General features: G+C 72.2%; 23 protein-coding genes and 1 pseudogene. 16 read left to right on the top strand and 8 right to left on the bottom strand.

Going from position 1 to position 25,035, the window contains the following annotated elements; genetic code table 11:
• Positions 1-5 precede the first annotated feature (5 nt).
• Positions 6-251, bottom strand: a pseudogene (locus tag H4F90_RS09590) (integrase core domain-containing protein); the annotation flags it as partial.
• A gap of 173 nt (positions 252-424) precedes the next feature.
• On the opposite strand from H4F90_RS09590, the gene H4F90_RS09585 reads away from it, so the two are divergent.
• From H4F90_RS09585 to H4F90_RS09545, 9 genes are all read left to right on the top strand, one after another.
• A complete protein-coding gene (locus H4F90_RS09585) occupies positions 425-1,471 on the top strand; it encodes an alpha/beta fold hydrolase (protein ID WP_182663950.1) in 1,047 nt (348 codons plus the stop codon).
• A 97-nt stretch (positions 1,472-1,568) separates the two neighbouring features.
• Positions 1,569-2,744, top strand: a complete 1,176-nt coding sequence (locus H4F90_RS09580) for an alpha/beta fold hydrolase (RefSeq protein WP_182663948.1) — start codon at positions 1,569-1,571, stop codon at positions 2,742-2,744.
• A 142-nt stretch (positions 2,745-2,886) separates the two neighbouring features.
• Positions 2,887-3,897: an AraC family transcriptional regulator gene (locus H4F90_RS09575; protein WP_182663945.1), complete on the top strand. Its 1,011-nt coding sequence runs from the start codon at positions 2,887-2,889 to the stop codon at positions 3,895-3,897.
• A gap of 141 nt (positions 3,898-4,038) precedes the next feature.
• Complete coding sequence (locus tag H4F90_RS09570) at positions 4,039-4,845, top strand: type IV secretory system conjugative DNA transfer family protein (RefSeq protein ID WP_182664492.1); 807 nt, start codon at positions 4,039-4,041, stop codon at positions 4,843-4,845.
• Complete coding sequence (locus H4F90_RS09565; RefSeq protein ID WP_182663943.1) at positions 4,815-5,333, top strand: ZrgA family zinc uptake protein; 519 nt, start codon at positions 4,815-4,817, stop codon at positions 5,331-5,333. Before H4F90_RS09570 ends, H4F90_RS09565 begins: the two co-directional genes overlap by 31 nt.
• Positions 5,330-6,049 carry an ABC transporter ATP-binding protein gene (locus H4F90_RS09560; RefSeq protein ID WP_182663941.1) on the top strand — a complete coding sequence of 240 codons (720 nt, stop codon included), beginning with the start codon at positions 5,330-5,332 and terminating at the stop codon, positions 6,047-6,049. Before H4F90_RS09565 ends, H4F90_RS09560 begins: the two co-directional genes overlap by 4 nt.
• Entirely contained in the window at positions 6,046-7,323 is a 1,278-nt protein-coding gene (locus H4F90_RS09555) for an ABC transporter permease (RefSeq protein ID WP_182663939.1), read from the top strand. The genes H4F90_RS09560 and H4F90_RS09555 overlap by 4 nt, the downstream gene beginning before the upstream one ends.
• The gene (locus H4F90_RS09550; protein WP_182663937.1) at positions 7,320-7,871 is read left to right on the top strand and encodes a DUF3299 domain-containing protein; all 552 of its coding nucleotides are present in this window, start codon (positions 7,320-7,322) and stop codon (positions 7,869-7,871) included. The genes H4F90_RS09555 and H4F90_RS09550 overlap by 4 nt, the downstream gene beginning before the upstream one ends.
• Positions 7,868-8,191 carry a hypothetical protein gene (locus tag H4F90_RS09545; RefSeq protein WP_182663935.1) on the top strand — a complete coding sequence of 108 codons (324 nt, stop codon included), beginning with the start codon at positions 7,868-7,870 and terminating at the stop codon, positions 8,189-8,191. The genes H4F90_RS09550 and H4F90_RS09545 overlap by 4 nt, the downstream gene beginning before the upstream one ends.
• 23 nt (positions 8,192-8,214) lie before the next feature.
• Here the strand turns inward: H4F90_RS09545 and H4F90_RS09540 are convergent, their stop codons facing one another.
• From H4F90_RS09540 to H4F90_RS09510, 7 genes are all read right to left on the bottom strand, one after another.
• The gene (locus tag H4F90_RS09540) at positions 8,215-9,192 is read right to left on the bottom strand and encodes a PfkB family carbohydrate kinase (protein WP_328700885.1); all 978 of its coding nucleotides are present in this window, start codon (positions 9,190-9,192) and stop codon (positions 8,215-8,217) included.
• Between the two features lie 10 nt (positions 9,193-9,202).
• Positions 9,203-10,246, bottom strand: a complete 1,044-nt coding sequence (locus H4F90_RS09535) for a LacI family DNA-binding transcriptional regulator (RefSeq protein ID WP_235972138.1) — start codon at positions 10,244-10,246, stop codon at positions 9,203-9,205.
• A 47-nt stretch (positions 10,247-10,293) separates the two neighbouring features.
• On the bottom strand, positions 10,294-11,517 hold the full coding sequence (locus H4F90_RS09530; protein WP_182663933.1) for a tetratricopeptide repeat protein: 1,224 nt from the start codon (positions 11,515-11,517) through the stop codon (positions 10,294-10,296).
• Between the two features lie 8 nt (positions 11,518-11,525).
• Positions 11,526-11,957, bottom strand: a complete 432-nt coding sequence (locus H4F90_RS09525) for an ExbD/TolR family protein (RefSeq protein ID WP_182663931.1) — start codon at positions 11,955-11,957, stop codon at positions 11,526-11,528.
• An 18-nt stretch (positions 11,958-11,975) separates the two neighbouring features.
• Positions 11,976-12,398: an ExbD/TolR family protein gene (locus H4F90_RS09520; RefSeq protein ID WP_182663929.1), complete on the bottom strand. Its 423-nt coding sequence runs from the start codon at positions 12,396-12,398 to the stop codon at positions 11,976-11,978.
• A gap of 40 nt (positions 12,399-12,438) precedes the next feature.
• Positions 12,439-13,275 (bottom strand): MotA/TolQ/ExbB proton channel family protein, encoded by an 837-nt coding sequence (locus H4F90_RS09515; protein ID WP_182663927.1) that lies wholly within the window; start codon positions 13,273-13,275, stop codon positions 12,439-12,441.
• A 73-nt stretch (positions 13,276-13,348) separates the two neighbouring features.
• Positions 13,349-14,050 (bottom strand): energy transducer TonB, encoded by a 702-nt coding sequence (locus H4F90_RS09510; RefSeq protein WP_182663925.1) that lies wholly within the window; start codon positions 14,048-14,050, stop codon positions 13,349-13,351.
• 419 nt (positions 14,051-14,469) lie between these two features.
• Here H4F90_RS09510 and H4F90_RS09505 point away from each other — a divergent pair, with 419 nt between their 5' ends.
• The 7 genes from H4F90_RS09505 to eda all read left to right on the top strand — a co-directional run bounded on the left by H4F90_RS09505 (position 14,470) and on the right by eda (position 24,951).
• Positions 14,470-16,725, top strand: a complete 2,256-nt coding sequence (locus H4F90_RS09505) for a TonB-dependent receptor (protein WP_328700883.1) — start codon at positions 14,470-14,472, stop codon at positions 16,723-16,725.
• Between the two features lie 86 nt (positions 16,726-16,811).
• On the top strand, positions 16,812-18,743 hold the full coding sequence (locus H4F90_RS09500) for an alpha-amylase family glycosyl hydrolase (protein ID WP_182663923.1): 1,932 nt from the start codon (positions 16,812-16,814) through the stop codon (positions 18,741-18,743).
• Between the two features lie 34 nt (positions 18,744-18,777).
• Positions 18,778-20,106: an MFS transporter gene (locus H4F90_RS09495; RefSeq protein ID WP_182663921.1), complete on the top strand. Its 1,329-nt coding sequence runs from the start codon at positions 18,778-18,780 to the stop codon at positions 20,104-20,106.
• Positions 20,093-21,613, top strand: coding sequence for a glucose-6-phosphate dehydrogenase (zwf, locus tag H4F90_RS09490; RefSeq protein ID WP_182663919.1), 1,521 nt, complete (start codon positions 20,093-20,095; stop codon positions 21,611-21,613). The genes H4F90_RS09495 and zwf overlap by 14 nt, the downstream gene beginning before the upstream one ends.
• 2 nt (positions 21,614-21,615) lie before the next feature.
• Positions 21,616-22,386, top strand: a complete 771-nt coding sequence (pgl, locus tag H4F90_RS09485; protein ID WP_182663917.1) for a 6-phosphogluconolactonase — start codon at positions 21,616-21,618, stop codon at positions 22,384-22,386.
• A 16-nt stretch (positions 22,387-22,402) separates the two neighbouring features.
• On the top strand, positions 22,403-24,250 hold the full coding sequence (gene edd / locus H4F90_RS09480; RefSeq protein ID WP_182663915.1) for a phosphogluconate dehydratase: 1,848 nt from the start codon (positions 22,403-22,405) through the stop codon (positions 24,248-24,250).
• A gap of 44 nt (positions 24,251-24,294) precedes the next feature.
• A complete protein-coding gene (eda, locus tag H4F90_RS09475; protein ID WP_182663913.1) occupies positions 24,295-24,951 on the top strand; it encodes a bifunctional 4-hydroxy-2-oxoglutarate aldolase/2-dehydro-3-deoxy-phosphogluconate aldolase in 657 nt (218 codons plus the stop codon).
• The last annotated feature ends 84 nt before the right edge of the window (positions 24,952-25,035 follow it).

The raw sequence follows: 25,035 nt of genomic DNA, 5'->3' as shown, positions 1-25,035 counted from the left end.
CTGCTCTACGTCAGCTCCTCTGCAGCGATCTTTCGCTCAGGTTCCGATGCGAAGGTCTGGCTGCGCGGCTGGCTTGGCCTCACCTCGTTGTAGTCGCGCCGCCAGTTGGCTATCTCCGTACGTGCCTGGCGCAGCGTCTGGAACCAGTGCTCGTTCAGGCACTCGTCGCGGAACCGCCCGTTGAAGCTCTCGATGTAGCCGTTCTGCGTGGGCCGGCCTGACTCGATCAGGATGTGCCGGATGCCGTGGCTCTGTGGCGCACAGCACCACCCGCAACCCCAACCCAACTTCCCGCCAGATCCAGACATCCCCCTGCCAGATCCGGACAGCCTCCGCCGAGGACCGGACCCAAAGTGCCTCCAGGAATCGATGAGCGTCCATCGCGTGCCATGCGACCGCTCGACAACAAGGAAGGAGACACACCATGGCAAGTTACTACTCGCAAGAGGTCCACGGGCCGTACCACATGATCAACATCGGCCGGCTCGAGCTGGCCGAGGGCGGGGTGATCGAGAACTGCGAGCTGGCGGTGGCCACGCGCGGCACGCTGAACGCGGACAAGAGCAACGCGATCCTGATCCCGACCTGGTACTCGGGCACCAGCAAGATCATGGAGCAGGTCTACGTCGGCCCGGACCACGCCCTGGATCCGTCGAAGTACTTCATCGTCATCGTCAACCAGATCGGCAACGGGCTGTCGACCTCGCCGCACAACATCGGCGGCACCCTGGGCGGACCCAACTTCCCGAAGGTGCGGATCAGCGATGACGTCCGCGCACAGCATCGTCTGCTGACCGAGTTCTTCGGCATCACCAGCCTGGCCCTGGTCGTCGGGGGCTCGATGGGAGCGCAACAGACCTACGAGTGGGCCGTGCGCTACCCCGACATGGTGAAGCGGGCCGCCCCGCTCGCAGGCACTGCCTGCAACACCGAGCACGATTTCCTGTTCACCGAGACGCTGGAGGAAGGGATCACGACCGACCCCGGCTTCCGGGACGGCCGCTACGGCACCGCCGTGGACGTGGCTGTCGGCCTGCGGCGCCATGCAGAGATGTGGACGGTGATGGGCTGGAGCACGGAGTTCTTCCGCTTGAACCGCCATCAGGCCCTGGGCTTCGCGAGCGCGGACGCCTTCGTGGAGGGCTTCATGGTCCCGTACTTCGCGCCGATGGACCCCAACAACCTGCTGGCCATGGCGTGGAAGTGGCAGCGGGGTGACGTCAGCCTCCACACCGGGGGCGACAAGGCCGCGGCGCTGGGCCGCATCAAGGCCAAGGTCTTCGTGATGCCCTTCAGCACCGACATGTTCTTCCCCCCGTCGGACTGCCTGGCCGAGCAGGCGTTGATCCCCAACAGCGCGTTCCGGCCGATCACCACCGTCGACGGCCACCTCGGCCTCTTCGGCACCGATGCCGACGCGATCGCCCAGGTCGACCTGAACCTGCGGGAGCTGCTGGCCCTGCCGGCCTGATCCGCGGATCGGCGGTCGCTGGATGCAAGGCCTCTGGGGCCTTGCGCAGCCCTGCGCCGATCGCGCCTGACCTCAAAACCAAGATTGGAGACAAAAAATGGCCACTCCCTACACCCGCCGCAACTTCCTGAAAACCAGCAGCGTCATGGCCGTGTCCGCGGCCGGCGGCCTGCTCACCGTGGGCTGCGGCGGCGGCGATTCGGGCTCCGACGAGCTGCTGCCGCTGGTGAACCCGTACTACACGCAGGCGGTGCACGGCCCCTACGAGCGGATCAGCATCGGCCGCCTGGAGCTGGCCGAGGGCGGCGTCCTGCCGAACTGCGAACTGGCCGTCGCCACCTTCGGCACACTGAATGCGGACAAGAGCAACGCGATCCTGATCCCGACCTGGTACTCGGGCACCAGCAAGATCATGGAGCAGGTCTACGTCGGCCCGGACCATGCCCTGGATCCGTCGAAGTACTTCATCGTCATCGTCAACCAGATCGGCAACGGCCTGTCGACCTCGCCGCACAACATCGGCGGCGCCCTGGGCGGACCCAACTTTCCGAAGGTGCGGATCAGCGATGACGTCCGGGCCCAGCACCGCCTGCTGACCGAGCACTTCGGCATCCGCAGCCTGGCCCTGGTCGTCGGCGGGTCGATGGGGGCGCAGCAGACCTACGAGTGGGCCGTGCGTTACCCCGATATGGTGAAGCGGGCCGCCCCGCTCGCAGGCACTGCCTGCAACACCGAGCACGATTTCCTGTTCACCAAGACCCTGAAGGACGCCCTGAGCAGCGACCCCGGTTTCGACGCCGGGCGCTACGACCTGCCGGAGGACGTGGCCGCGGGCCTGGGCCGCCACGCCAAGATGTGGACGGTGATGGGCTGGAGCACGGAGTTCTTCCGCCTGAACCGCCATCGGGCCCTGGGCTTCGACTCCCTGCGCGCCTTCGTCGACGGCTTCATGATTCCCTACTTCGCGCCGATGGACCCCAACAACCTGCTGGCCATGGCGTGGAAGTGGCAGCGGGGCGACGTCAGCCTCCTCACCGGCGGCGACAAGGCCGCGGCGCTGGGCCGCATCAAGGCCAAGGTCTTCGTGATGCCCTTCAGCACCGACATGTTCTTCCCCCCGTCGGACTGCCTGGCCGAGCAGGTGCTGATCCCCAACAGCGCGTTCCGGCCGATCACCACCGTCGACGGCCACCTCGGCCTCTTCGGCACCGATGCCGACGCGATCGCCCAGGTCGATCTGAACCTGCGGGAGCTGCTGGCCCTGCCGGCCTGATCCGCGGATCGAGGCGGCGACCCGCCCGGCCCCCGGGCCGGGCGGCCGCGCATTAGCATCGCTGGGGCACCACGCATGGGCGCAGCGTCGACGGGGCACGTCCCCGGAGGCGGCGTCGGCGCGGCGCGAGGAGACCGACAACATGGAAGCAATTCGCAACGTCCTGGTGCAGGACGCCAGCGGTGCGCCGAGCACGCGCTACCGCCTGGTGGCCTCGACCGACTGGGACGCCGTGCAGCACTGGTGCCAGCAGGTCTACATGCCATACACGACGACGCCGGTGGGGTGCGTGCGCTCGCCGAACTCGGTGCTTGACGTCATCCGGATCGGGCACTTCACGGTCAGTCGATTCAGCTACGGGGTTCCCGTCCACCTGACGGACTTCTCCGCCGAGGCCGGGACCGGCATGGTACTGACCACCCTGAAAGGCGCGATTCGGCACTGGTCCAGCGGCCGGGAATACCTCGACACCGGCATCGGCGAAGCGTTCCTCGTCGACAACTCCCGAACCTACTACTGCCTCGACGCCGATCCGAACCACCTCCAGCTGAACCTCACCTTCCGGCACGACGCGATGGCCGCCCTGCACGAGCGGTGGTTCGGCCTGCCCGCGGACGAGCGCATGTGGACGAAGACCTTCCGCTTCGGAGGAACCCAGTCGAGCTGGATCGACCTGCTGTCCTTCGTGTGCCGCTGCATCACGGAAATGCCGGAGGCGGTCGAACACGGCCCCCTCGGGCGCCGCCTCGAGGAGATGCTGGGCGTCCACCTGCTGACCCTGTGGCGGAACCAGCTGACCCATCCCCAGCAGCCCACCCAGCACCGCGTGGCACCCAAGCATGTCCTGGCCGCCGAGCAGTACATGCGCGACCACGGACGCGATGCCCCGACGCTGAGCGAACTGGCGCAGAGCGCGCATGTCAGCGTTCGCACCCTGAACGCAGCCTTCCGCGAACACCGCGGCTGCACCCCGATGGAGGCGCTGCGCGAGGTGCGGCTCAGCGGCGTGCGGGCGGAGCTGATGATCGCGCCGGCGGGCACCAGGGTCTGCGACATCGCCGCCACCTGGGGCTACATCAACCTGGGCATGCTCGCGAGCAGCTACCGACGCCGGTTCGGCGAATCCCCCTCGGCCACGCTGGCCCGGCGGTAGCGGACCGGGGCCCGGGCGACCCGGACGCCCCCCGCGTGAGGCAGCAGCTCGCGGGTCGCCCGATCGACAGCCCCCTGCGACCCGGGGACCGGCCGCAGCGCCCCACGTTCTCGCCACGAGCCTTGCACCAAGGGGGCACGCATCACGGACCGCTCCGACTGGAGCCCCGACGATCTGCGCAGTGGAAGCCGGCCGACCATCTACATCGTCGTGCCGCCGAATGCGGTGGAGTCCTACCTTTCGCTGCTGCGCGTGTTCATCGGCCAGCACATCCGCATGCTGACCGGCGACAAGGTGCCGGCGCGCGGCGCGGCACCCATCCTGATCATGCTCGACGAGCTGCCGCGCCTGAAGGACCTGCCGCCGGTCGACAAGGCGCTCAACATCGGCCGCAAGTACGGCCTGCGGCTGTGGATGTTCGCGCAGAGCGTGGGCCCGCTGCGCAACGCGTACAAGAACGCGGACGGCATGCTGGCCGATGCGCATGTGAACCCGAAGGACGTCGAGCGGGAGAACGCGCTGCTCGACGAGATCCGGCGGGTCGACCTGGATCCGGCGCTGGGCCAGACCCTCTCGGCCCTCGATGAGAAGTACGAGCAGAAAAAGCAGGCGCTCGACGACAAGATCGCTGCGCTGCAATCGAAATTCGACGAACGCCATGCCGACAAGGGCGCTGACGAGAAGCAGGGGCGTCAAGGGAAGCTCGACAAGCAGTTCGAAGACTTGCGCGCGCCGCTTGAAAAGGCCCAGGAGCAGGCAGAAGCGCCAGCGCGCGCTGGAGGCCCAGGCCCGTGGGCAGGTCGATCGCGCGAACGCGGTCCGCGACGCGCACGACGACAGCTTCGGGCGCTGATACGCTGCGGTGAACCTGCACCGACCCGCCGGATCGCACCTGCCCGATCCCGTCGACCGAAGCCATGCCGCGTGCCGCCCTGCTGCTTACCCTGATCCTGCCCTGCGCCCTGCTCCCGGCCCAGGCCGCCCCCGGCGCCCACCAGCACGGCGTGGTGACACTGGAGGTGGCGATCGACGGGGCCGAGCTCAGCCTGGGCCTGCGTGCGCCGCTGGACGACCTGATCGGCTTCGAGCGCGCGCCGCGCACGGCGGCCGAGCGCCAGGCCGCGGCCGAGCTGCTGCGCAGCCTGCGTGCGCCGGGCGCGCTGTTCGAGCCCAGCGCCGCAGCCGGCTGCACGCTGGCGGCGGCCACGGTGCAAGCGCCGGTGCTGGAAGGCGGCGCGGCCGGGGCCGACCATGCCGAGCTGGTCGCCGACTACCGCTACCAGTGCGCGCAGCCGCAGGCCCTGCGCGGCCTGAAGCACCGGCTGTTCGCCGACTTCCGGCGCATCGCCCGCATCGACGCGGCCGTGGCCGGCCCGCGCGGCCAGGCCCTGCACAAGCTCAAGCGCCCGGCCGACACGCTGAGCTGGCCGCAATGAGCGAGACGCAGCCGAGCGGCCCGGTGCTGGCGGTGCAGGGCCTGCGCCACCGCTGGCCCGGCGCCGACCAAGACCTGATCGACCTGCCCGCGCTGCGGCTGGCGGCCGGCGATCGCCTGCTGCTGCGCGGCGACAGCGGCAGCGGCAAGACCACCCTGCTCTCGCTGGCCGCCGGCGTGCTGCCGGCCGCGCCGGGCTGCGTGAAGCTGCTGGGGCAGGACTGGGCCGGCCTGTCGGCCGGCGCACGCGACCGGCGCCGCGCCGACCACATCGGCTACATCTTCCAGCGCCTGAACCTGCTGCCTTACTTGAGCGTGATCGAGAACGTGCTGCTGCCCTGCCGCTTCTCGGCCCGCCGGGCGGCGCGCTGCGGCCCGGGCCGCGAGGCGCCGCGCGCCGAGGCCGAGGCCCTGCTGCGCCGGCTGGACCTGGACCCGGCGCTGTGGGCCCGCCCCGCCGCCCGCCTGTCGGTGGGCCAGCAACAACGGGTGGCGGCGGCACGCGCGCTGATCGGCCGGCCCGAGCTGGTGATTGCCGACGAGCCCACCTCGGCCCTGGACGAGCGCCGCCGCGACCTGTTCATGGCCCTGCTGATCGGCGTCTGCGAGGCCGCGCAGGCCGCGCTGCTCTTCGTCAGCCACGATCCGCGCCTGGCGCCGCACTTCCCGCGCGTGCTGGACCTGCAGGCCGCGGCCTTGCCGGAGGCCGGCGCATGAGCGGCGGCGGCCTGCTGCGCCTGGCGCGCGCCAGCGCCTGGCACAGGCGCTTCGGCCTGGGGCTGGTGCTGGCCTCGATCGCGCTGGCCACCTTCCTGCTGCTCGCGGTCGAGCGCGGCCGGGTGGCGCTGCGCGAGGGCTTCACGCAGTCGATCTCGGGCACCGACCTGATCGTCGGCGCGCGCACGGGCAGCGTGCAGTTGCTGCTCTACAGCGTCTTCCACCTCGGCAGCCCGACGAACACCATCCGCTGGCGCAGCGTGCAGGCCCTGGCCGCCGACCCGGCGGTGGCCTGGGTGGTGCCGATCTCGCTGGGCGACAGCCACCGCGGCTTCCCGGTGGTCGGCACCACGCCGGACTATTTCCGCCATGTGCGCCATGGCGAGCAGCGCGCGCTGGAACTGGCCAGCGGCCGGGCCTTCGCCGGCCTGCACGAGGCGGTGCTGGGTGCCGAGGTGGCCGAGCGCCTGCAGGCCGGCCTGGGCCAGGCCCTGGTGCTGCGCCATGGCGCGGGCGAGATCGAGGGCGAGGACCATGCCGACCAGCCGGTGCGCGTGGTCGGCGTGCTGGCCCGCACCGGCACGCCGGTGGACCGCGCGGTGCATGTCAGCCTGGAGACGCTGGAGGCGATGCACGCCGGCGGCCTGCTCGGCTACCGCCTGCCGGGCCGGCCGGCCGCGCCGGCCCGCGCCCTGACGGCGGAGGACTTGCAACCGCGCGCGGTGACGGCGGCCCTGGTCGGCCTGAAATCCCGCAGCGCCGTGTTCGGCATGCAGCGCCGCATCGCCGATTTCCGCGACGAGCCGCTGCTGGCCGTGCTGCCCGGCGTGGCCCTGGACGAGCTGTGGACGGCGGTGGCCGGCGTCGAGCGTGCGCTGGTGGCGATGGGCGCGCTGGTCGCCGCGGTCAGCCTGGCCGGCCTGGTGGCGGTGGTGGCCACCGGCCTGGACGCGCGCCGGCAGGAACTGGCCGTGCTGCGCTCGGTGGGCGCCGGCCCGCCGCAGGTGCTGGCCCTGCTGCTGCTGGAAGGCGCGCTGGTGACCGCCGCCGGCGCGCTGCTGGGCCTGCTGGCCGCGCAGCTCGGCCTGTGGGCCTTCGGGCCGCTGCTCGAAAGCCGGCTGGGCCTGAGCCTGCCGCTGCGCGCGCCCGCGGCGGCCGAGCTGGGCTGGCTGGCCGCCGTACTGCTGGCCGGCACCCTCGCCAGCCTGCTGCCCGGCTGGCGCGCCTACCGTCTCGCCCTGGCCGATGGCCTGTCCCCTGGAGGCTCTGCATGAAGCTGTTGTCCCTGCCCGCGCTCCGCGCGCTGGCCGCCCTGCTGCTGGCCGCCACCCTCGGCCTGGCGGCCTCGCCGCCGGCTGCGGCGGCCGAGAAGGTGACGGCCTGGGAGGCCCTGGTGCCCAAGGACTGGGACCCGGGCAAGCTCTTCGAAGGCCGCGACCTGGGCCTGATCCGCGAAGGCGATGCGCGCGAGCTGGAGCTGATGCGCGAGCTGCGCAGCGCCTGGGACAACGCCCCCACCCGCAGCGAGCTGGACGGTGCGCCGATCCGCCTGCCCGGCTACGTGGTGCCGCTGGAGGTGAGCGGCCGCCAGGTGCGCGAATTCCTGCTGGTGCCCTATTTCGGCGCCTGCATCCACAGCCCGCCGCCGCCGGCCAACCAGATCCTGCACGTGGTGCTGGCCAAGCCGCAGGCCCTGCGCAGCATGGATGCCGTCTGGGTCAGCGGCACGCTGAAGCTGCGCCGCCAGGATTCGGCCCTGGGCGCCAGCGGCTACGGCCTGGAGGCGCCGCGGGTGGAGCCCTACCGCGAGGGCTCGCGTTGAGCCCGGGGCCAGCGCTGCGCTGGCTGGTCTTCAGCCTGAGCGAGGGCAGCGACGGCGTGCTGGGCCTGGAGGCCGAGGCCGCGAGCCGCGACCCGGCCGAGGCCGCCGCCATCGCCACCGAGGCGGCCGGCGTGCTGGCCTGGGCGGCCGAAGCCTTCCCCGAAGGCCCCGGCCCGGTGGAGGACGGTGCCGACTGGGACCAGGCCCTGAGCCAGCGCGAGGAGCCCGGCGGCTGGCAGCACCTGGCGCTGAGCCTGAGCGCCTCGCCGCGCTTCCTCGACGCCTTCGTCGCGCGCTTCGGCGATCCGCAGGCGGACTGAGCCGCCGACGCGCGGTGCGCGCCTCAGGCGCCGTCGCGCCAGGCGCAGGTGGCGTCCCAGTCCGGCGGCACGCAGCCGCGCTGCTGCACGCAGAGGCTGGCGGCCGCCACCGCATGGCGCAGCAGGGCCAGGCCCTCCTCGGCCTGCGGCAGGCGCAGGCCGGCCGGGCCGATCAGGCCCAGGCGCAGGGCCTGGGCGATCAGGCCGGCGAAGAAGCAGTCGCCCGCGCCCACGGTGTCGGCCACCTGCAGCGCACGCGGCTCGCGCCAGCGGGCGATCAGGCCCCCGCGGTCGAGCAGGCAGGCGCCCTCGGGGCCGAGGGTGAGGGCCAGCAGGCGAAGCGCCGGGGCCTGCGCGAAAAGCGCGGCGGCCTGGGCCTGCGGCGTGTCGCCGGGCAGGCCGAGGTGCTGCAAGTCCTCGTCGCTGACTTTGGCCAGGTCGGCGCGGGCCAGCGCGGCCAGGGCCTGGGCGCGGTAGGCGGGCAGGTCGGGCATGACCTGGGGGCGCATGTTCACGTCCAGGGCCACCTGCCGGCCGGCGGCGCGCTGGGCGTCCAGCCAGGGCAGGTAGAGGCGGGCATCGCGCGGGTCCAGGGCCAGGCCGCCGCAGGCGACCAGGGCCAGGCCGGGCAGGCGGGCGCAGGCGGCGATCAGGGCCTCGGCACGGGTGTCGCGATCGGCCACGCCCTCGCGGTAGAAGGCATAGCGCGGCGGGCCGCCGCCGGTGCCCGGGTCGACCACGGCCAGGGCGGTCGGGGCCAGGCGCGGCTGCGGGTCGGCGGCCTGCACGCCGTCGGCGGCGAGCTGCCCGGCCAGCGCGCGGCCGAAGGCATCGGCCGACAGGGGGTTCAGGTAGTGGCTGCGCAGGCCCTGGCGGGCCAGGGTGCGGGCCTGGTTGTAGACCGAGCCGCCGAGACAGGGGGCATAGGCCCCGTCCTCGCGGCGGATGAGGTCGATCAGGGCCTCGCCGGCGAAGGCGACGGCGGGAAACAGGTCGGACACGGCGGGGGCCTCAGGGGGCAGGGTCGAGCGGGGCGGTCGAGGCGCGGGCCTGCAGCGTCGTCTCCAGCACGCGCGAGGCCGGCCGCTGGCCCTGGGCGGCCTGCAGCAGGCAATCGACCATCTCGCGGCCGGCCAGGTCCAGCGGCTGGCGCACGGTGGTCAGCGGCAGGTGGCCGTAGGAGGCGGCTTCGATGTCGTCGTAACCGACCACGCTGACGTCCTGCGGCACGCGCTGGCCCTGGGCCATCAGCACGCCCATGGCGTTGAGGGCGATCAGGTCGCTGGCGGCGAAGAGGCCGTCGATGCGCTTGCGGCGTGCGAGGAACTTGCGCATCGCGAGCTGCGCATCGTCGCCCTTGAAGGAGGTGGGGATGAGCAGGGCGGGGTCGGGCTCCAGGCCGGCGTCGCGCAGGGCGTCGCAATGGCCTTCGTAGCGCTGGGCGGCTTCGGGCATGTGGATGTCACCCATGAAGGCCAGGCGCCGGCGGCCGAGGGCCAGCAGGTGTTCGGTGGCGATGCGGCCGCCGCGGGCGTTGTCGGTGCCCACCGTGCAATAGAGCTGATTGGGCAGGTGCGCACCCCAGACGACGAAGGGCACGCCGCGCACGGCCAGCGCATTCAGCGGATCGTGCTGGTCCCACTGGCCGATCACCGCCACGGCGCTGGCGCGGCCGGTGCTGTAGATCTCGGCCAGGTCCTCCAGCCGCTCGGTGTCGACGCGCGAGAGCAGCATGTCGTGGCCGCGGTCCGTCAACGCATCGGCCAGGGTGCCGAGCATGCCGAGGAAGAAGGGGTCGGAGATGTGCTGGCGCGTCTTGCGCTGGTAGGGGATGACGACCCCGATCGTCTTGTTGTAGCCCTGGCGCAGGCGCTTGGCGCTGGCGTTGATCGAGTAGTTCAGCGAGTTGGCCAGCTCGACGATGCGCTGCCGGGTCTCGGCATTGATCAGCGGGCTGCCATTCAGGGCGCGTGACACGGTGGCGGCGGACACGCCGGCCAGCCGGGCGATGTCCATCATCTGGACGCGGCGCTTCTCGGGATCGGATCGGGCCATGCGGGACGGGGAGGTGTCGATTCATTACATCATGCCCCTCGACGGCCTCAGGAGGCCGGCAGCCGCAGCAGCCAGAGCCGCGCCAGCGTCGCCGGATCGCCACCCACCTTGCCCAGCAGCTCGCGCGCCGCCGCGGCCTGGCCGCTGCGCAGCAGGGCGATGCCCTGGTGCAGGCGGGCTTCTTCCGCATGGCGCGGCGTGCCGGCGGCGAAGGCGCGGGTCCAGGCGGCCTGGGCCTCGCTCCAGCGGCCGGCCGCGAAGTGCAGCAGCGCGAGCTGGGCCCAGCCGTCGGCGTCGCGGGCGGCCTTCTGCAGCTCGGGCAGGGCCTGCTCGTCCTCGCGGCTGCGCTGGCTGGCCTGCTTGAGCAAGGCCGCGGCCGGCGCGTCCAGGGCCAGGCCCTTGGCGCGGGCGCGCTCCAGCACGCTCACGGCCTCGGCCGGCAGGCCGGCCTTCAGGGCCAGGCGGGCCATGTCGAGGTATTCGGGCAGCTCTTCGAGCGTGTCGGTGTCGAGCATCAGGCGGTAGACATCCAGCTCCAGCCGCGGGTTGAAGCCGGGCTGGCCGGGCAGGCGCAGCAGCAGATCGCCCCAGTAGGCGCGGCTGGGTGCGCGGGCCAGCAGGGCCTGCAGGGTCTGGATGTAGCCGGCGTGGTCCTTCAGCGCGGCCTGGCTGGCGCCGATCATGCGCAGCTCGGGCTCGGCCAGGGCGCGCAGGCGGGCCGGCTCGGCCAGCTCGGCGCGGAAGGCCTGCAGCAGCTCGGCATGCTTGCCCTGCACGGCCAGGGCCTGCAGCAGCAGGGGGCGCAGGCGCTCGGGCGGGCAGCCGGCGTCCAGGCAGGCACGGGCCCAGCGCTCGGTGCGCGGCGCATCCTGGGCGCGGGCGCTGGCGCTGCTGAGCGCATCCAGGATGGCCGGGCGGTCGGCGACCGGCAGCTGCGGCATGGCGATCACCCGCTCCAGGGCGCTCAGGGCCTCGCGCGGCTGCTGGGCCTGCAGGGCGGCCACGCCGGCCAGGCGCTCGGTGAGCAGGCGCTCGTCGGGGTTCAGGTCCTCGCGGGTGCGCACCGCGGCCAGCTGCTGCAGGGCCTCGGCCGGGCGCTTGGCGCCGAGCTGTTCCTGCGCGGCCTGGACGGCCTGCAGCACTTCGCGGCGGTAGCTGGGCTCGGCGGCGGCCGCCGGCAGGCCGAGCACGAGCAGGCCCAGCAGCGGCAGCACGCGCTTGCGCCCGACGGCCTGCCGCCGCGCGGCGAGGAAGGACAGGAGAGCTCGCATGCCCGGCCTCAGTTGGCGAACTGCTCGGAGCCCACGATGCCGAGCTTCTTGAGCCCGGCGCGCTGGGCGCTGGTCATCACGCTGACGACGACCTCGTAGGGCGCCTTGGCATGCGAGCGGATGTGCAGCTCGGGCTGCGGCTGCTGGAGGCTTGCGGCCTGCAGGCGGGCCTCCAGCTCGGCGCGGCCGCCGGCCAGCACCTCGCCGTTCCAGCGCACGTTGCGGTCGGCATCGACCTGCAGGCTGACGATCACGGGGTCCAGCTTCTTCGGTGCGTTCGACGGGGTCGGCAGGTTCAGGTCCACGCTGTGGAGCTGGATGGGGATGGTGATGATCAGCATGATCAGCAGCACCAGCATCACGTCGATCAGCGGGGTGGTGTTGATGTCCATCATCACCTCCGGCTCGGCGCCGGGGCCGGATCCGAGGTTCATGCCCATGGGGTTCTCCTTCGGCGCTCAGGGGCCGGTGGGTTCGGTGATGAAGCCGACCTTGACGATGCCGGCGCGCTGCACCGCATACATCACGCGGCCGACGGATTCGAAGTCGCTCTTCGCATCGCCGCGGATCTGCACCTCGGGCTGCGGCTTCTTCGCGGCGAAGACCTTCATGCGGTCGAGCAGGTCGCGGCTGTCCTTGATCGGGGTGTCGTAGAGGTAGATGCCGCCGACCTCGTTGACGGAGATGATCACGTTGTCCGGCTTGGTCTCGCGCACGACATTGGTCTCCTTGGGCAGGTTGACCTTGATCGAGGTGGTGACCACCGGGATGGTGATGAGGAAGATGATCAGCAGCACCAGCATCACGTCGACCAGCGGGGTCGTGTTGATGGCGCTGAGGACCTCGTCCTCGCCGGAATCCGAGCCGACGTTCATGCCCATGGCTGGCCTCTGCGCTGCAAGGAGGGGTTGCGGGAGGCCGTCACTTCTTGGCCGAGGCCAGCAGGACCGAGTGCAGGTCGCTGCCGAAGGCGTTCACCTCTTCCATGGCCGACTTGTTGCGGCGGACCAGCCAGTTGTAGCCCAGCACCGCCGGCACGGCCACGGCCAGGCCGATGGCGGTCATGATCAGCGACTCGCCGACCGGGCCGGCCACCTTGTCGATCGAGGCCTGGCCCGACAGGCCGATCTTCACCAGCGCGTTGTAGATGCCCCAGACCGTACCGAACAGGCCGACGAAGGGCGCGGTGGAGCCGACCGTGGCCAGCACGGCCAGGCCGTCCTGCAGGCGGCTCTGCACATGGCCGATGGCACGCTGGATGCTCATCGTGACCCAGGTGTTGAAGTCCACCGCGCCCAGCAGGCCCTCATGCTTGCTCGCGCCTTCCAGGCCCTTCTCGGCGATGAAGCGGAAGGGGCTGGCGGCGCTGAGCTTCTCGGTGCCCTCGCGGATCGAGGCCGAGTTCCAGAAACCTTCCTGCACCTTGCGGGCATGGCCGCCGACGCGGCCCTGCTCGACCAGCTTGGTGACGATCACATACCAGCTGCCGATGCTCATCAGCGCCAGGATCAGCAGGGTGGTCTTGGCCACCACGTCGGACTGGGCCCACAGGGCCTTGATGCCGTAGGGGTTGTCGCCGCCGTGCGCATCGGCGGCCGGGGCCGGGACGGCCGGGACCGGGGCCAGGGCCGGCGCGGCCTCGACGGCGGCACTCGCCGCGGCGGCAGGGGCCGGGTCGGCCGCCATGGCCGGCACGGTCAGCAGCAGCCCGAGGGCCAGACAGGCCCGCGAGGCCAGGGTGATCAGGGCGTTCTTCATGTCGGTTCACTCCTCGGGAAATCGCCGTGGGGACAGGCGTGGGGATGGGGTGCGGGGCGGGCGCGGGCCGGAATCACTCCAGGCGCCACGTGTACTTCATGCTGGCCCAGGCCTGTTCGGGCTGGCCGTTGAGCGTGCCGGGCTTGAACTGGCAGCGGGACAGGGCGGCCCGGGCGGCCTCGTCCAGGCGCTTGTGGCCGGAGGTCTGCTCGACCTGCGAATCGAGCACCTTGCCGTCGACGCCGACCAGGAAGCGCAGCTGGACCGTGCCCTCCTCCTCGGCGCGCCGCGAAGCGGCCGGATAGGGCGGCTTCTCGCAGTTCTGCGCGGCGTTGATGACGGGCGCGACACGCACGTCCGGCGGCGGGGCCGGCGGAGCGGGCGGCGCCGGCGGGGCAGGCGGCGCGGGGGGCACCGGCGGACCCGGCGGCGGCGCGTCGGCCGGCGGCGGCGTGCTGGTGACCGCGGCGATCGCGTGGGCCGCCGGGGTCGGCGGCGGCGCCACTTCGGGCTGCGGCACGAAGACCGGCGGCGGCGCCACGGCCGGCGGCGGCGGGGCCGCATCGGGCGGCGGCGGGGGAGGCGGCGGTGGCGGCAGGTCCGGCGTCTTCTCCTCGACCAGCTGGGCCTCCACCGGACCCCGGACGATCTTGACGATGTTCTGGGTCAGGCCGGAGTTCACCGCCCAGGCGATCAGCAGGTGCAGCAGGACCACCACGGACAGACCCGCGACGTGGTTTCGCGAGTTGCGCTGGCGGCTGGCGTAGTCGGACATGGGACTGGAGCTCCTCGGCGAGGCGATGGGTCGCCATCGAATTGCAAACGTTTGCAATGCTAGGGACCGGCTCAAGGCATTCGCATCCGTACTTACCCTTCGTTGAAAACGCTTGCATTCCGAGCCCCCCGTCAAGGCAAGCCCCTGGGCCGCCCCCCTGAAACCACTGGTTTTTGCGCTTTTGGCGACATTCAGGGAAAGTCCTTAGGGGAATGAAGCCGTCCGAATGAAGCGCAGCCGGACAGCGCCCCGAACATCGGGCGGCCAGCAGGCTTTCGTCAGCCGGCCAGATTGCAAACGTTTGCAGTTCCAGCCAACATGCCGAGGCCGCAATTGCCAAGGCCCTGCCTGGGCGCTTCGCGGTCCAGCCGTCGCCGCAGGAGCCGACCGGCTTTTCCCCAGCGAATCCGGAGACAAACGTGAAGAAGCCCACCCCCCATTTCGTGCCGAAGAGCATTCCGCTCGCCGCGCTGCTGGCCCTGGTCCAGCTCGGCGCCCTCGCGCAGGACGCGCCGCCGCAGGCGCCCACCGGCACGCTGAACCTCGACGAGGTCGTGGTGACGGCCACCCCCGAGGCGCGGCCGAAGATGCGCCAGTCGCTGTCGGTCAGCTCGATGAGCAGCGACCAGATCCAGGACTCGGGCGCGACCAGCACTGCGGAAATCCTGCGCTCCATCCCCGGCGTGCGGGCCGAGGCCAGCTCGGGCGAAGGCAATGCCAACGTGACGGTGCGCGGTGTGCCGATCTCGGCCGGCGGCTCGCGCTACGTGCAGTTCCAGGAAGACGGCCTGCCGGTGCTGCTGTTCGGCGACTTCAACTTCCTGACGCCCGACATGCTGATCCGTGCCGACTACGGCACCGACGGCCTGGAAGTGGTGCGCGGCGGCTCGGCCTCGACCCTGGCCACCAACGCGGCGGGCGGCGTGATCAACTTCCTCAGCAAGACCGGCGAGACCGAGGGCGGCACGGTCGGCGTGACGACCAACCTCGGGGGCGGCCGCAGCCGCCGCGTGGACTTCGCCTACGCCACCCGCCTGTCGGAGACCACCGGCTTCCAGATCAGCGGCTTCCTGCGCAACGGCGAAGGCCTGCGCGAAACCCAGGGGGCCACGCTGGAGAAGGGCGGCCAGGTCCGCATGGCGATCAGCAAGGACTTCGGCGGGGGCAACAGCGCCAAGCTCTTCCTGAAGTTCCTCGACGACCAGACGCCGACCAACCTGCCGGTGCCGGTGCGCATCGTCAACGGCAAGATCCAGGAAGTCCGCGGCGTCGACCCGCGCGAGTTCTCGCCCTACGACAGCAAGCTGCCCAAGATCGGCAACTACGGCCTGCACGGCGGCCGCGCGGCCGACATCAACGACGGCCTGCGTTCGAAGAGCCTGGCCCTGGGCGGCGAGGTCAACCTCAACCTCGGCGGCGGCTGGACCCTCAACGACAAGTTCCGCCTGTCGCGCAACAGCGGCGAGTTCAACGGCATCCTGCCCAACAGCTACGGCGCGGCCGGCAACAACCCGGCCACCAACAGCCCGACGTCCTACGACGCGCTCTACCTCGGCGCGCGCTTCAACGACGCCAGCCTGGCCGTCAACGACCTGAAGGCCAGCCGGGCCTTCAAGTTCGGCGAGGGCCAGACGCTGACGACCACCGCCGGCCTCTTCCTGGCCAGCCAGAAGCTCGACCTCGACTGGGAGATCGGCGGCTTCGAATCCAGCCTGCCGGTCAACAGCAACACCAGCTACGGCCCCTACAGCAGCTTTTACAAGCGCAACCTGGACCTGAGCTACGAGAGCGTCGCCCCCTACCTGGCCGTCGGCTTCGAAAGCGGCCCCTGGAACCTGGACGCCAGCGTGCGCAAGGACCGCCAGCGCGTGACCGGCAGCTTCGAGGACAACGGCGGCGGCTCGCCGGGCTCGCAGGGCGTGGACTACCGCTCGACGCTGAACTCCTACTCGCTGGGCGTGAACTACCGGCTCAACAAGGACCTGGCCCTGTTCGGCCGCTACAGCCGCGGCGGTGCGCTGCAGAGCGACCGCATCCTCTTCCCCTCGGGCGCGGCGCTGGCCGTCTGCGGCAACAGCTGCTTCAAGGGCATCGACGTCGAGCCGAACCGCGTCAAGCAGCTCGAAGGCGGCGTGAAGTACCGCCAGGGCAACTTCAGCACCTTCATCACCCTGTTCCAGGCCAAGACGGACGAGAGCAACTTCGACCTGACCACCGGCGTGTCCTCGGCGAACAAGTTCGACGCCAAGGGCGTGGAAGTGGAAAGCGGCTGGCGCCTCGGCAACTTCCGCCTGAACGGCAGCATCACCTACACCGATGCCGAAGTCGTGGAGAGCAACAACGCCGCCTACGTCGGCAAGGCGCCGAACCGCCAGGCCAAGGTGATCTTCCAGCTCGCGCCCAGCTACCAGGCCGGGCCCGTCATGGTCGGCGCCTCGGTCGTCGGCACGACCAAGTCGCGCGACGCGCAGACCACCGCGCTGGAAACCGAGCTGCCGGCCTACACCTACGTGAACGCCTTCGCGCGCTACGAGCTCACGCCCTCGACCACGGTGAGCCTGACGGCCAACAACCTGTTCGACAAGATCGGCTACACGGAATCGAACACCGACCGTGCCGCCGCCCGCTCGATCAACGGCCGCACCGTCAGCCTGTCGCTGCGTCACAGCTTCTGAACGGGTCCGACCGCATCCGGGCCGGTCACGAGCTGGCCCGGGTGCGGACCCGGTCTCCGACCCTCCCCACCGTGAAGAGAGATCGCATGAGCTTCGACGGCGCGACGGCGAGTCCGCTCCCGGTCGACCCCTGCTGGCCCGCCGGCGTGCAAGCGGCCCTGGCCGCCATGCCGCCGGCCCGGGCGGCCGCGCTGCGGCCCCGCCTGGCCCGCGAGTTTCCCCGTCTCCACGACCGGCTGCAGCGCCTCTACGGCCGGCAGCCGGGCTTCGACGCCTTCCTCGACGGCGTGCTGTGCCAGGCCCTGCGCTGCGCGGCCGAGCGCGAGCCGGCGCTGTGGCAGCTCGACCTGGACCGCGAGCGGCAGCCCGAATGGCTGCATGCCGGCCTGCTCGGCTACTGCGCCTACGTCGACAAGTTCGCCGGCACGCTGGGCGGTGTCGCGCAACGCGTGCCCTACCTGCAGGAGCTGGGCGTGCGCTACCTGCACCTGCTGCCCTTCCTGAAGGCGGGCAGCCCGCCGAACGACGGCGGCTTCGCCGTCGCGAGCTTCGAGGCCGTCGAGCCCGCGCTCGGCACCCAGGCCGACCTGCCCGCGCTGTGCCGCACCCTACGCGCCGCAGGCATCAGCCTGTGCAGCGACTTCGTGCTCAACCACGTCTCGCACGAACACCCCTGGGCGCAGGCCGCGCTGGCCGGCGACCCTGCCTACCTGGACTATTTCCACTGGCGCGACAGCGCCGAGGCCGTGGCCGCGCAGGAGCGCCATCTTGGCCAGGTCTTCCCCGGCACCGCGCCCGGCAACTTCACCTGGGTGGAGGCACGCCAGGCCTGGGTCTGGACGACCTTCTACCCCTACCAGTGGGACCTGAACTACGCGAACCCGGCGGTCTTCGCCGAGATCGCGGCCGCGCTGCTCAAGCTGGCCAACCAGGGCGTCGAGGCCTTCCGGCTCGACTCCACCGGCTACCTGTGGAAGCGCGAAGGCAGCAACTGCCTGAACCAGCCCGAGATCCACCTGATCCTGCAGGCCCTGCGCGCGCTGTGCGCGCTGGCCGCCCCCGGCGTGGTGCTGAAGGCCGAGGCCATCATGCCGACCCGCGAGCTGCCGCCCTACTTCGGCCTCGGCCCGCAGCCCGGCCCGGAATGCCAGGTGGCTTACCACGCCAGCCTGATGGCGGCCGCCTGGCTGGCCCTGGCCGAGGGCGAGGCCGGCGCGGTGCGCGAGGTGCTGCGCCACACGCCCGACCTGCCCGAAGGCTGCCTGTGGCTGAGCTACGTGCGCTGCCACGACGACATCGGCTGGAACGTGCTGCGGCCCGAGCTGAGCGCGCTCGGCAGCGAGCCCGTCGCGCGCCTGGCCCGGGCCTCGCGCCACTACGCCGGCCGCGGCCCCGACCCACGGCCCCGCGGCCGGGCCTTCCAGGCTGCCGACGAGCATGCCGTGCACGGCACCAATGGCATGACCCTGGCCCTGGCCGGCCTGCCCCCGGACGGCCGCGACCCGGAGCCGGCCCTGGCCCGCATGCAGCTGCTGCATGCCCTGAGCTTCTTCGTCGGCGGCCTGCCGCTGATCTACATGGGCGAGGAACTGGGCCAGGACAACGTCGGGGAAGCCGAGCTGCAGGCGCGCCAGGGCCCGGACGGCCGCGAGCTGCACCGCCCCGCCTTCGACGCCGCCGCCGCCGCACGACGCCACGATCCCCAGCACCTGGCCGGCCGCTGCTTCGCCATGCTCCGCCGCCTGCAGCGGGATCGCCTGGCCCTGCTGCCGCAGGGCAGGCCGGTGCGGCTGCGCCTGCTGCCGGCCGAAGCGCCCGGCCTGCTGGCGCTGGCGCGCGACGGCGTGATCGGCCTGTTCAACTTCGGCGAAACCGCCTGCACGGCGGATTTGCGCACGCTCGCCCAGGGCCCGCTGCAGACCCTGGATGCCGAAGGGCGCATGCTCACGATCGATCCGCAGCAGCCGCTCACCCTGCCGGGCCATGCCGCCCTGTGGCTGCGGCCGCCCGCGGCCTGAGCCCCCCGTCCACCGCGCACGCAGGACCTTGTCCATGACCCGCCGGAAACCTCTGCTCACCCTGTGGCAGCTGCTCAGCATGAACTTCGGATTCTTCGGGATCCAGTACAGCTTCGGGCTGCAGCAGGCCAATATGAGCCCGATCTACAAGTTCCTCGGTGCCGACGAGGCCAGCCTGCCGCTGCTGTGGCTGGCCGGGCCGGTCACCGGCCTGCTGGTGCAGCCGGTCGTCGGCGCGATGAGCGACCGCACCGACAGCCGCTGGGGCCGGCGCACGCCCTACTTCTTGATCGGCGCCCTGGTGTGCAGCCTGGGCCTGCTGCTCATGCCCTTCAGCCCGACGCTGTGGTTCGCGGCCGGCCTGCTGTGGATCCTGGATGCGGCCAACAACGTGACGATGGAGCCCTACCGCGCCTACGTCAGCGACCGGCTGGAGCGCGTGCAGCAGCCTTCGGGCTTCCTGATCCAGAGCGCCTTCACCGGCCTGGCCCAGACCCTCGCCTACCTCACGCCCAGCCTGCTCGTGTGGTGGGGCCTGGACCGCGATGCGACGCTGGACAGCGGCATCCCGCATGCCACGGTGACGGCCTTCATGATCGGCGCGGTCGTGTCCATCGCCAGCGTGCTGTGGTCGGTGCGCAGCACGCCCGAGCTGCCGCTGAGCGAGGCCGAACGCGCCGCCCTGCGCGCGCTGCCGCGCGGGCTCAGGGCCACCTTCGGCGAGATCGTCGCGGCGGTGCGCGAGATGCCGCAGGCCATGCGCCGCCTGTGGTGGATGAAGTTCTTCCAGTGGTACGGCATGCTGTGCTACTGGATCTACATCGTGCCCTCGCTGGCCCTGTCGATGTTCGGCAGTGGCGAGGCCGGCAGCAGCGGCCTGCGCGAGGCCGGCCTGCTCAACGGCCAGATCGGCGGCTTCTACAACTTCGTCGCCTTCCTCGCGGCCTTCGCGCTCATCCCCTTCAGCCGCCGCCACGGTCCGGCCCGCGTGCATGCGGCCTGCCTGGTGCTGGCCGGCCTGGGCATGCTGGCCCTGCCCGGCATCCAGAGCAAGGCCCTGCTCTTCCTGCCCATGGTCGGCATCGGCCTGGCCTGGGCCAGCATCATGGGCAACCCCTACATCATGCTGGCCGACAGCATCCCCAAGGAGCGCGTCGGCGTCTACATGGGCCTGTTCAACACCTTCATCGTGCTGCCGATGATCGTGCAGATGCTGACCCTGCCGCTCTACTACAAGAGCCTGCTCGGCAGCGACCCGCGCCAGGTCATCCAGCTGGCCGGCGTGCTGCTGATCGTCGCGGCCGGCTTCGCGCTGCGCCTGCATGCCCCCCGTTCCCAGGAGAGCCGCCATGCATCCGTCTGAGGCCTCCGTGGCCCGCCCGTCCGCCGCGCTGGAAGCGGCTGTCGCCAGCCCCGAACCGGGCCCCGGCCAGCTCGACATCGTCATCTTCGGCGGCAGCGGCGACCTCGCCTTCCGCAAGCTGCTGCCGGCGCTCTACATGGCCTTCCTGCACGAGCGGCTGGAGCCCGGCACGCGCATCCTCGGCCTGGGCCGCCAGGGCTGGAGCCGGGCCGACTACCTGGCCTTCATCGACGGCCACTCGCGCGCCTTCATCGATCCGGCGGCCTTCAGCGCGCCGGTCTGGCAGCGCTTCCTCGGCATCCTGGGCTACCGCTGCCTGGACGCGACCCGGGCCGAGGACTACGCCGTGCTGCGCGAGCCCGCCGGCAGCGTGCCGCAGCGGGTCTTCTACCTGGCCACCGCACCCAGCCTGTTCTCGCAGATCGGCGCGCAGCTGGATGCAGCCGGCCTGATCGACGCGCGCTCGCGCGTCGTGCTGGAGAAGCCGCTCGGCACCGACCTGGCCTCGGCGCGCGCGATCAATGCCGACATCGGCCGGCACTTCCGCGAGGAGCAGGTCTACCGGATCGACCATTACCTCGGCAAGGAGACGGTGCAGAACCTGATGGTGCTGCGCTTCGGCAACGCCATCTTCGAGCCGCTCTGGCGCGCCCCCTACATCCGCAGCGTGCAGATCACGGTGGCCGAGTCGGTCGGCGTCGGCAGCCGGGCCGGCTTCTACGATGGCGCGGGCGCGCTGCGCGACATGGTGCAGAACCACCTGCTGCAGCTGCTGTGCATCGTGGCGATGGAGCCGCCGATCTCGCTGAACCCCGACGATGTGCGCGACGAGAAGCTGCGCGTGCTGCGCTCGCTGCGCCGCATGGAGCTGGCCGATGTGCGGCGCGACACCGTGCGCGGCCAGTACACCGCCGGCCTCGCCGAAGGCCAGGCGGTGCGCGGCTACCGCGAGGAAGAGAACGTGCCGGCCGACAGCCGCACCGAGACCTTCGTCGCGCTCAAGGCCCACATCAACAATGCGCGCTGGGCGCATGTGCCCTTCTTCCTGCGCACCGGCAAGCGCATGCAGACGCGGCGCTCCGAGATCATCGTGGAGTTCGCGCGCCAGCCCTTCTCGATCTTCCCGAACCAGTCCGGCGGCCGGCCGAACCGGCTCATCATCAGCCTGCAGCCGGAGGAATCGATCCAGCTGGAGATGATGGTCAAGGAACCCGGCTCGGGCATGGTGCCGCGGCCGGTCAAACTGGAGCTGGACCTGCAGTCCGCCTCCGACAAGCGCCGCGCCGAAGCCTACGAACGCCTGCTGATGGACGTGATCAAGGGCCGCCTGACCCACTTCATGCGCCGTGACGAACTGGAGGCCGCCTGGACCTGGGTCGAGCCCATCCTCGACGGCTGGAAGCTGCTCGACGAACGCCCGCGCGACTACGGCGCCGGCACCTGGGGCCCGGCCGCCAGCTCGGCGCTGATGGCGCGCGAGGACCTGGCCTGGTTCGAGGAGTCCTGAGCATGGACGCTGCCGTCCTGGCCCGGCTGGCCCCCGCCCTCCAGGCGCGCTGGCCGCATCTGCGGCTGCGGCAGCCGCCGGCCGAGGACGCCCTGGCGGACCTCGTCGGGACCGTGGCCGGCACGCTGCGCGCGGCCGTGGCCGATCACGGCGCGGCCACGCTCGCGGTCTCGGGCGGACGCTCGCCGGTCGCGCTGTTCGAGGCCCTGCGTACGCAGGCCCTGCCCTGGGCGCAGCTCACCGTGACCCTGGTCGACGAACGCTGGGTGGCCGATGGCCACCCCGACCGCAACGACCGCCTGGTGCGCGAGCACCTGCTGCAGGGCCCGGCCGCCGCCGCACAGTTCGTGCCCCTGATCGCCCCCGGCCCGCTGCCGACCCTGGCCGAGGCCGCCGCCGCCGCCGAAGCGCGCCTCGCCGCGCTGCCCCCCGCCGACCTGGTGCTGCTGGGCATGGGGGCGGATGCGCACACCGCCTCGCTCTTCCCCGGCTCGCCCGACCTGGCCGCCGGCCTGGACCCGCGGCAGCCGGCCCGGGTGCTGGCCATGCGCCTGCCCGATCCCGCCCCGCAGCCCGCGCATCCGCGGCTGAGCTGGACCCTGCCCCAGCTGCTGCGCGCCCGCGCCCTCATGCTGCCGCTGCAGGGCGCCGACAAGCTCGCCACCCTGGCGCGTGTGGTGGCCGATCCCGCGCGGCCCGCATCGCCGGCCTGGCCCATCGCCCACCTGCTGCAGCAGACGGCCGTGCCGTTCACGCTGTGGCTGCCCCACTGACTTCCGGAGGCTCCGCATGAGCACCCCCGCGCCCGCCCCCGCCCTGCACCCTGCCCTGGCGGCCGTGACCGCGCGCATCGAGGTGCGCAGCGCCGCCAGCCGCGCGGCCTACCTGGCGATGATCGACAGCGCACGCCGCCCCGGCGCCCAGCGCGCCGGCCTGGGCTGCGCGAACGCCGCCCATGCCTGGGCCGCGATGCCGCAGGACGACAAGCTGCGGCTGAATGCCGAGCGCCTGCCCAACCTCGGCATCGTCAGCGCCTACAACGACATGCTCTCGGCCCACCAGCCCTACGAGCGCTACCCCGAGCGCCTGCGCGCCGCGGCCCGCGCGGCCGGCGCGACCGCCCAGGTGGCCGGCGGCGTGCCGGCCATGTGCGACGGCATCACCCAGGGCGAGGACGGCATGGAGCTGTCGCTGTTCTCGCGCGACGTGATCGCGCTGGCCACCGCGGTCGCGCTCTCGCACCAGGTCTTCGATGCGGCGCTGTGCCTGGGCGTCTGCGACAAGATCGTGCCCGGCCTCTTCATCGGCGCCCTGCAGTTCGGCGAGTTGCCGACGGTCTTCGTGCCCGCCGGGCCGATGACCAGCGGCCTGTCGAACGAGGCCAAGGCCAAGGTGCGCCAGGAGTACGCGCAAGGCAAGGTCGGCCGCGAGGCCCTGCTGGCCTCCGAGCAGGCGGCCTACCACGGGCCCGGCACCTGCACCTTCTACGGCACGGCCAACTCCAACCAGATGCTGATGGAGATCATGGGCCTGCACCTGCCGGGCGCCTCCTTCGTCAACCCGGGCACGCCGCTGCGCGAGGCCCTGAGCGAGGCCGCCGTGCAGCGCGCCGTCGCCCTGGCCCAGCCCGGCCCGGCGCGGCGCGGCCTGGGCCATCAGATCGACGCGCGGGTGCTGGTCAACGGCCTGGTGGGCCTGCTGGCCACCGGCGGATCGACCAACCACACCCTGCACCTGGTCGCCATGGCCCGGGCCGCCGGCCTGGTGCTGGACTGGGACGACTTCGCCGCCCTCTCGGCCGCCGTGCCGCTGCTGGCCCGCGTCTACCCCAACGGCCAGGCCGACGTGAACCACTTCCATGCCGCCGGCGGCATGGGCTTCCTGATCCGCGAGCTGCTCGACGCCGGCTTGCTGCACGAGGACGTCGACACCGTGATGGGCCGCGGCCTGCGCGCCTACACCCGCGAGCCCTGGCTGGACGGCGGCCGGCTGGCCTGGCGCGATGCGCCGGCCGCCAGCGGCGACCTCGATGTGCTGCGCCCGGCCGCCCAGCCCTTCAGCCCCGATGGCGGCCTGCGCCTGCTGCAGGGCAATCTGGGCCGGGCGGTGGTCAAGGTCTCGGCGGTCAAGCCCGAACACCGCGTGGTGCGCGCGCCGGCCCGCGTCTTCAGCGACCAGAAGCAGCTCGAACAGGCCTTCCGCGCGGGCGAGCTGCGGGGCGACCTGGTCGCCGTGGTGCGCGAGCAGGGCCCGCGAGCGAACGGCATGCCCGAGCTGCACAAGCTGACCCCCGTGCTCGGCCTGCTGCAGGACCGCGGCCAGCGCGTCGCGCTGGTGACCGACGGCCGCATGTCCGGCGCCTCCGGCAAGGTGCCGGCGGCCATCCACCTGAGCCCGGAGGCGCTCGACGGCGGCCCGATCGCGCGCATCGAGGACGGCGACTGGATCACGCTGGACTGCGAGCGCGGCCTGCTGGAGCTGGAGGTCGAAGCGGCCGTGCTGGCGGCCCGCCGCCCCGCGCTGCGCGCGCCGCGCGAGGGCCTGCTCAACCACGGCCGGCAGATCTTCCAGCTCTTCCGCGACCACGCCAGCGCGGCCGAAGCCGGTGCCTCGCCCTTCGGCCTCGGCCAGCCCTGAGCGGGCGTGAACGCCAACCCGGCCCCACCCACCCGAGACCTGCCATGTCCCCCAGCCCCCACCCCGCCACGCCGAGCCTGCCCGCCTTCCGCTCGCGGGTCGTGCCGGTGATCGTGATCGAACAGGTCGACCAGGCCGTGCCGCTGGCCCAGGCCCTGCTGGACGGCGGCATCGACGTGATGGAGATCACCTTGCGCAGCGCGGCCGGCCTGGCCGCCATCGAGGCCGTGGCCCGCGCGGTGCCGGCCATGCAGGTCGGCGCCGGCACCGTGACCCGGCCCGCCGAGCTGATGCAGGTGCGCGATGCCGGCGCGCGCTTCGCGCTCTCGCCCGGCCTGACCGAGCGCCTGGCCGATGCCGCCTGCGCCGCCGGCCTGCCCTTCATTCCCGGCGTGATGACGCCCGGCGAGGTGATGCGCGCCCGCGAGCTGGGCTTCCGCCTGCTCAAGCTCTTCCCGGCCGAGCAGGCCGGCGGCCTGCCCATGCTCAAGGCCCTGGCCGGGCCGCTGGGCGACATGCGCTTCTGCCCGACCGGCGGCGTCACGCCCGAAAGCCTGGGCGCCTACCTGAAGCTGCCGAACGTCGCCCTGGTCGGCGGCTCCTGGCTGACGCCCCCCGCCCGCCTGGCCGCGGGCGACTGGGACGGCATCCGCCAGCTGGCCCGTGCCGCGACCGAGGCCGCGGAAGCCGCCCGCACCTGAGCCCGCCGTCGCCCGCCCGCAACGCCGGACCCCGCCCAGCGACCGCCGCCGTCCACGTCGCCCCCACCCCTCGACCCGCTCCGC

Origin of the sequence: Aquariibacter albus, from assembly GCF_014145335.1 — a bacterium.
Lineage (GTDB): Bacteria > Pseudomonadota > Gammaproteobacteria > Burkholderiales > Burkholderiaceae_C > Aquariibacter > Aquariibacter albus.
This window is presented reverse-complemented; position numbering and strand designations above follow the sequence as displayed.

Excerpts from the sequence above, each read along its gene's own strand:
- H4F90_RS09585 (WP_182663950.1), top strand. The coding sequence starts at position 425 with ATGGCAAGTTACTACTCGCAAGAGGTCCACGGGCCGTACCACATGATC.
- H4F90_RS09580 (WP_182663948.1), top strand. The coding sequence starts at position 1,569 with ATGGCCACTCCCTACACCCGCCGCAACTTCCTGAAAACCAGCAGCGTC.
- H4F90_RS09575 (WP_182663945.1), top strand. The coding sequence starts at position 2,887 with ATGGAAGCAATTCGCAACGTCCTGGTGCAGGACGCCAGCGGTGCGCCG.
- H4F90_RS09565 (WP_182663943.1), top strand. The coding sequence starts at position 4,815 with ATGCCGCGTGCCGCCCTGCTGCTTACCCTGATCCTGCCCTGCGCCCTG.
- H4F90_RS09560 (WP_182663941.1), top strand. The coding sequence starts at position 5,330 with ATGAGCGAGACGCAGCCGAGCGGCCCGGTGCTGGCGGTGCAGGGCCTG.
- H4F90_RS09555 (WP_182663939.1), top strand. The coding sequence starts at position 6,046 with ATGAGCGGCGGCGGCCTGCTGCGCCTGGCGCGCGCCAGCGCCTGGCAC.
- H4F90_RS09550 (WP_182663937.1), top strand. The coding sequence starts at position 7,320 with ATGAAGCTGTTGTCCCTGCCCGCGCTCCGCGCGCTGGCCGCCCTGCTG.
- H4F90_RS09535 (WP_235972138.1), bottom strand. The coding sequence starts at position 10,246 with ATGGCCCGATCCGATCCCGAGAAGCGCCGCGTCCAGATGATGGACATC.
- H4F90_RS09530 (WP_182663933.1), bottom strand. The coding sequence starts at position 11,517 with ATGCGAGCTCTCCTGTCCTTCCTCGCCGCGCGGCGGCAGGCCGTCGGG.
- H4F90_RS09525 (WP_182663931.1), bottom strand. The coding sequence starts at position 11,957 with ATGGGCATGAACCTCGGATCCGGCCCCGGCGCCGAGCCGGAGGTGATG.
- H4F90_RS09520 (WP_182663929.1), bottom strand. The coding sequence starts at position 12,398 with ATGGGCATGAACGTCGGCTCGGATTCCGGCGAGGACGAGGTCCTCAGC.
- H4F90_RS09515 (WP_182663927.1), bottom strand. The coding sequence starts at position 13,275 with ATGAAGAACGCCCTGATCACCCTGGCCTCGCGGGCCTGTCTGGCCCTC.
- H4F90_RS09510 (WP_182663925.1), bottom strand. The coding sequence starts at position 14,050 with ATGTCCGACTACGCCAGCCGCCAGCGCAACTCGCGAAACCACGTCGCG.
- H4F90_RS09500 (WP_182663923.1), top strand. The coding sequence starts at position 16,812 with ATGAGCTTCGACGGCGCGACGGCGAGTCCGCTCCCGGTCGACCCCTGC.
- H4F90_RS09495 (WP_182663921.1), top strand. The coding sequence starts at position 18,778 with ATGACCCGCCGGAAACCTCTGCTCACCCTGTGGCAGCTGCTCAGCATG.
- zwf (WP_182663919.1), top strand. The coding sequence starts at position 20,093 with ATGCATCCGTCTGAGGCCTCCGTGGCCCGCCCGTCCGCCGCGCTGGAA.
- pgl (WP_182663917.1), top strand. The coding sequence starts at position 21,616 with ATGGACGCTGCCGTCCTGGCCCGGCTGGCCCCCGCCCTCCAGGCGCGC.
- edd (WP_182663915.1), top strand. The coding sequence starts at position 22,403 with ATGAGCACCCCCGCGCCCGCCCCCGCCCTGCACCCTGCCCTGGCGGCC.
- eda (WP_182663913.1), top strand. The coding sequence starts at position 24,295 with ATGTCCCCCAGCCCCCACCCCGCCACGCCGAGCCTGCCCGCCTTCCGC.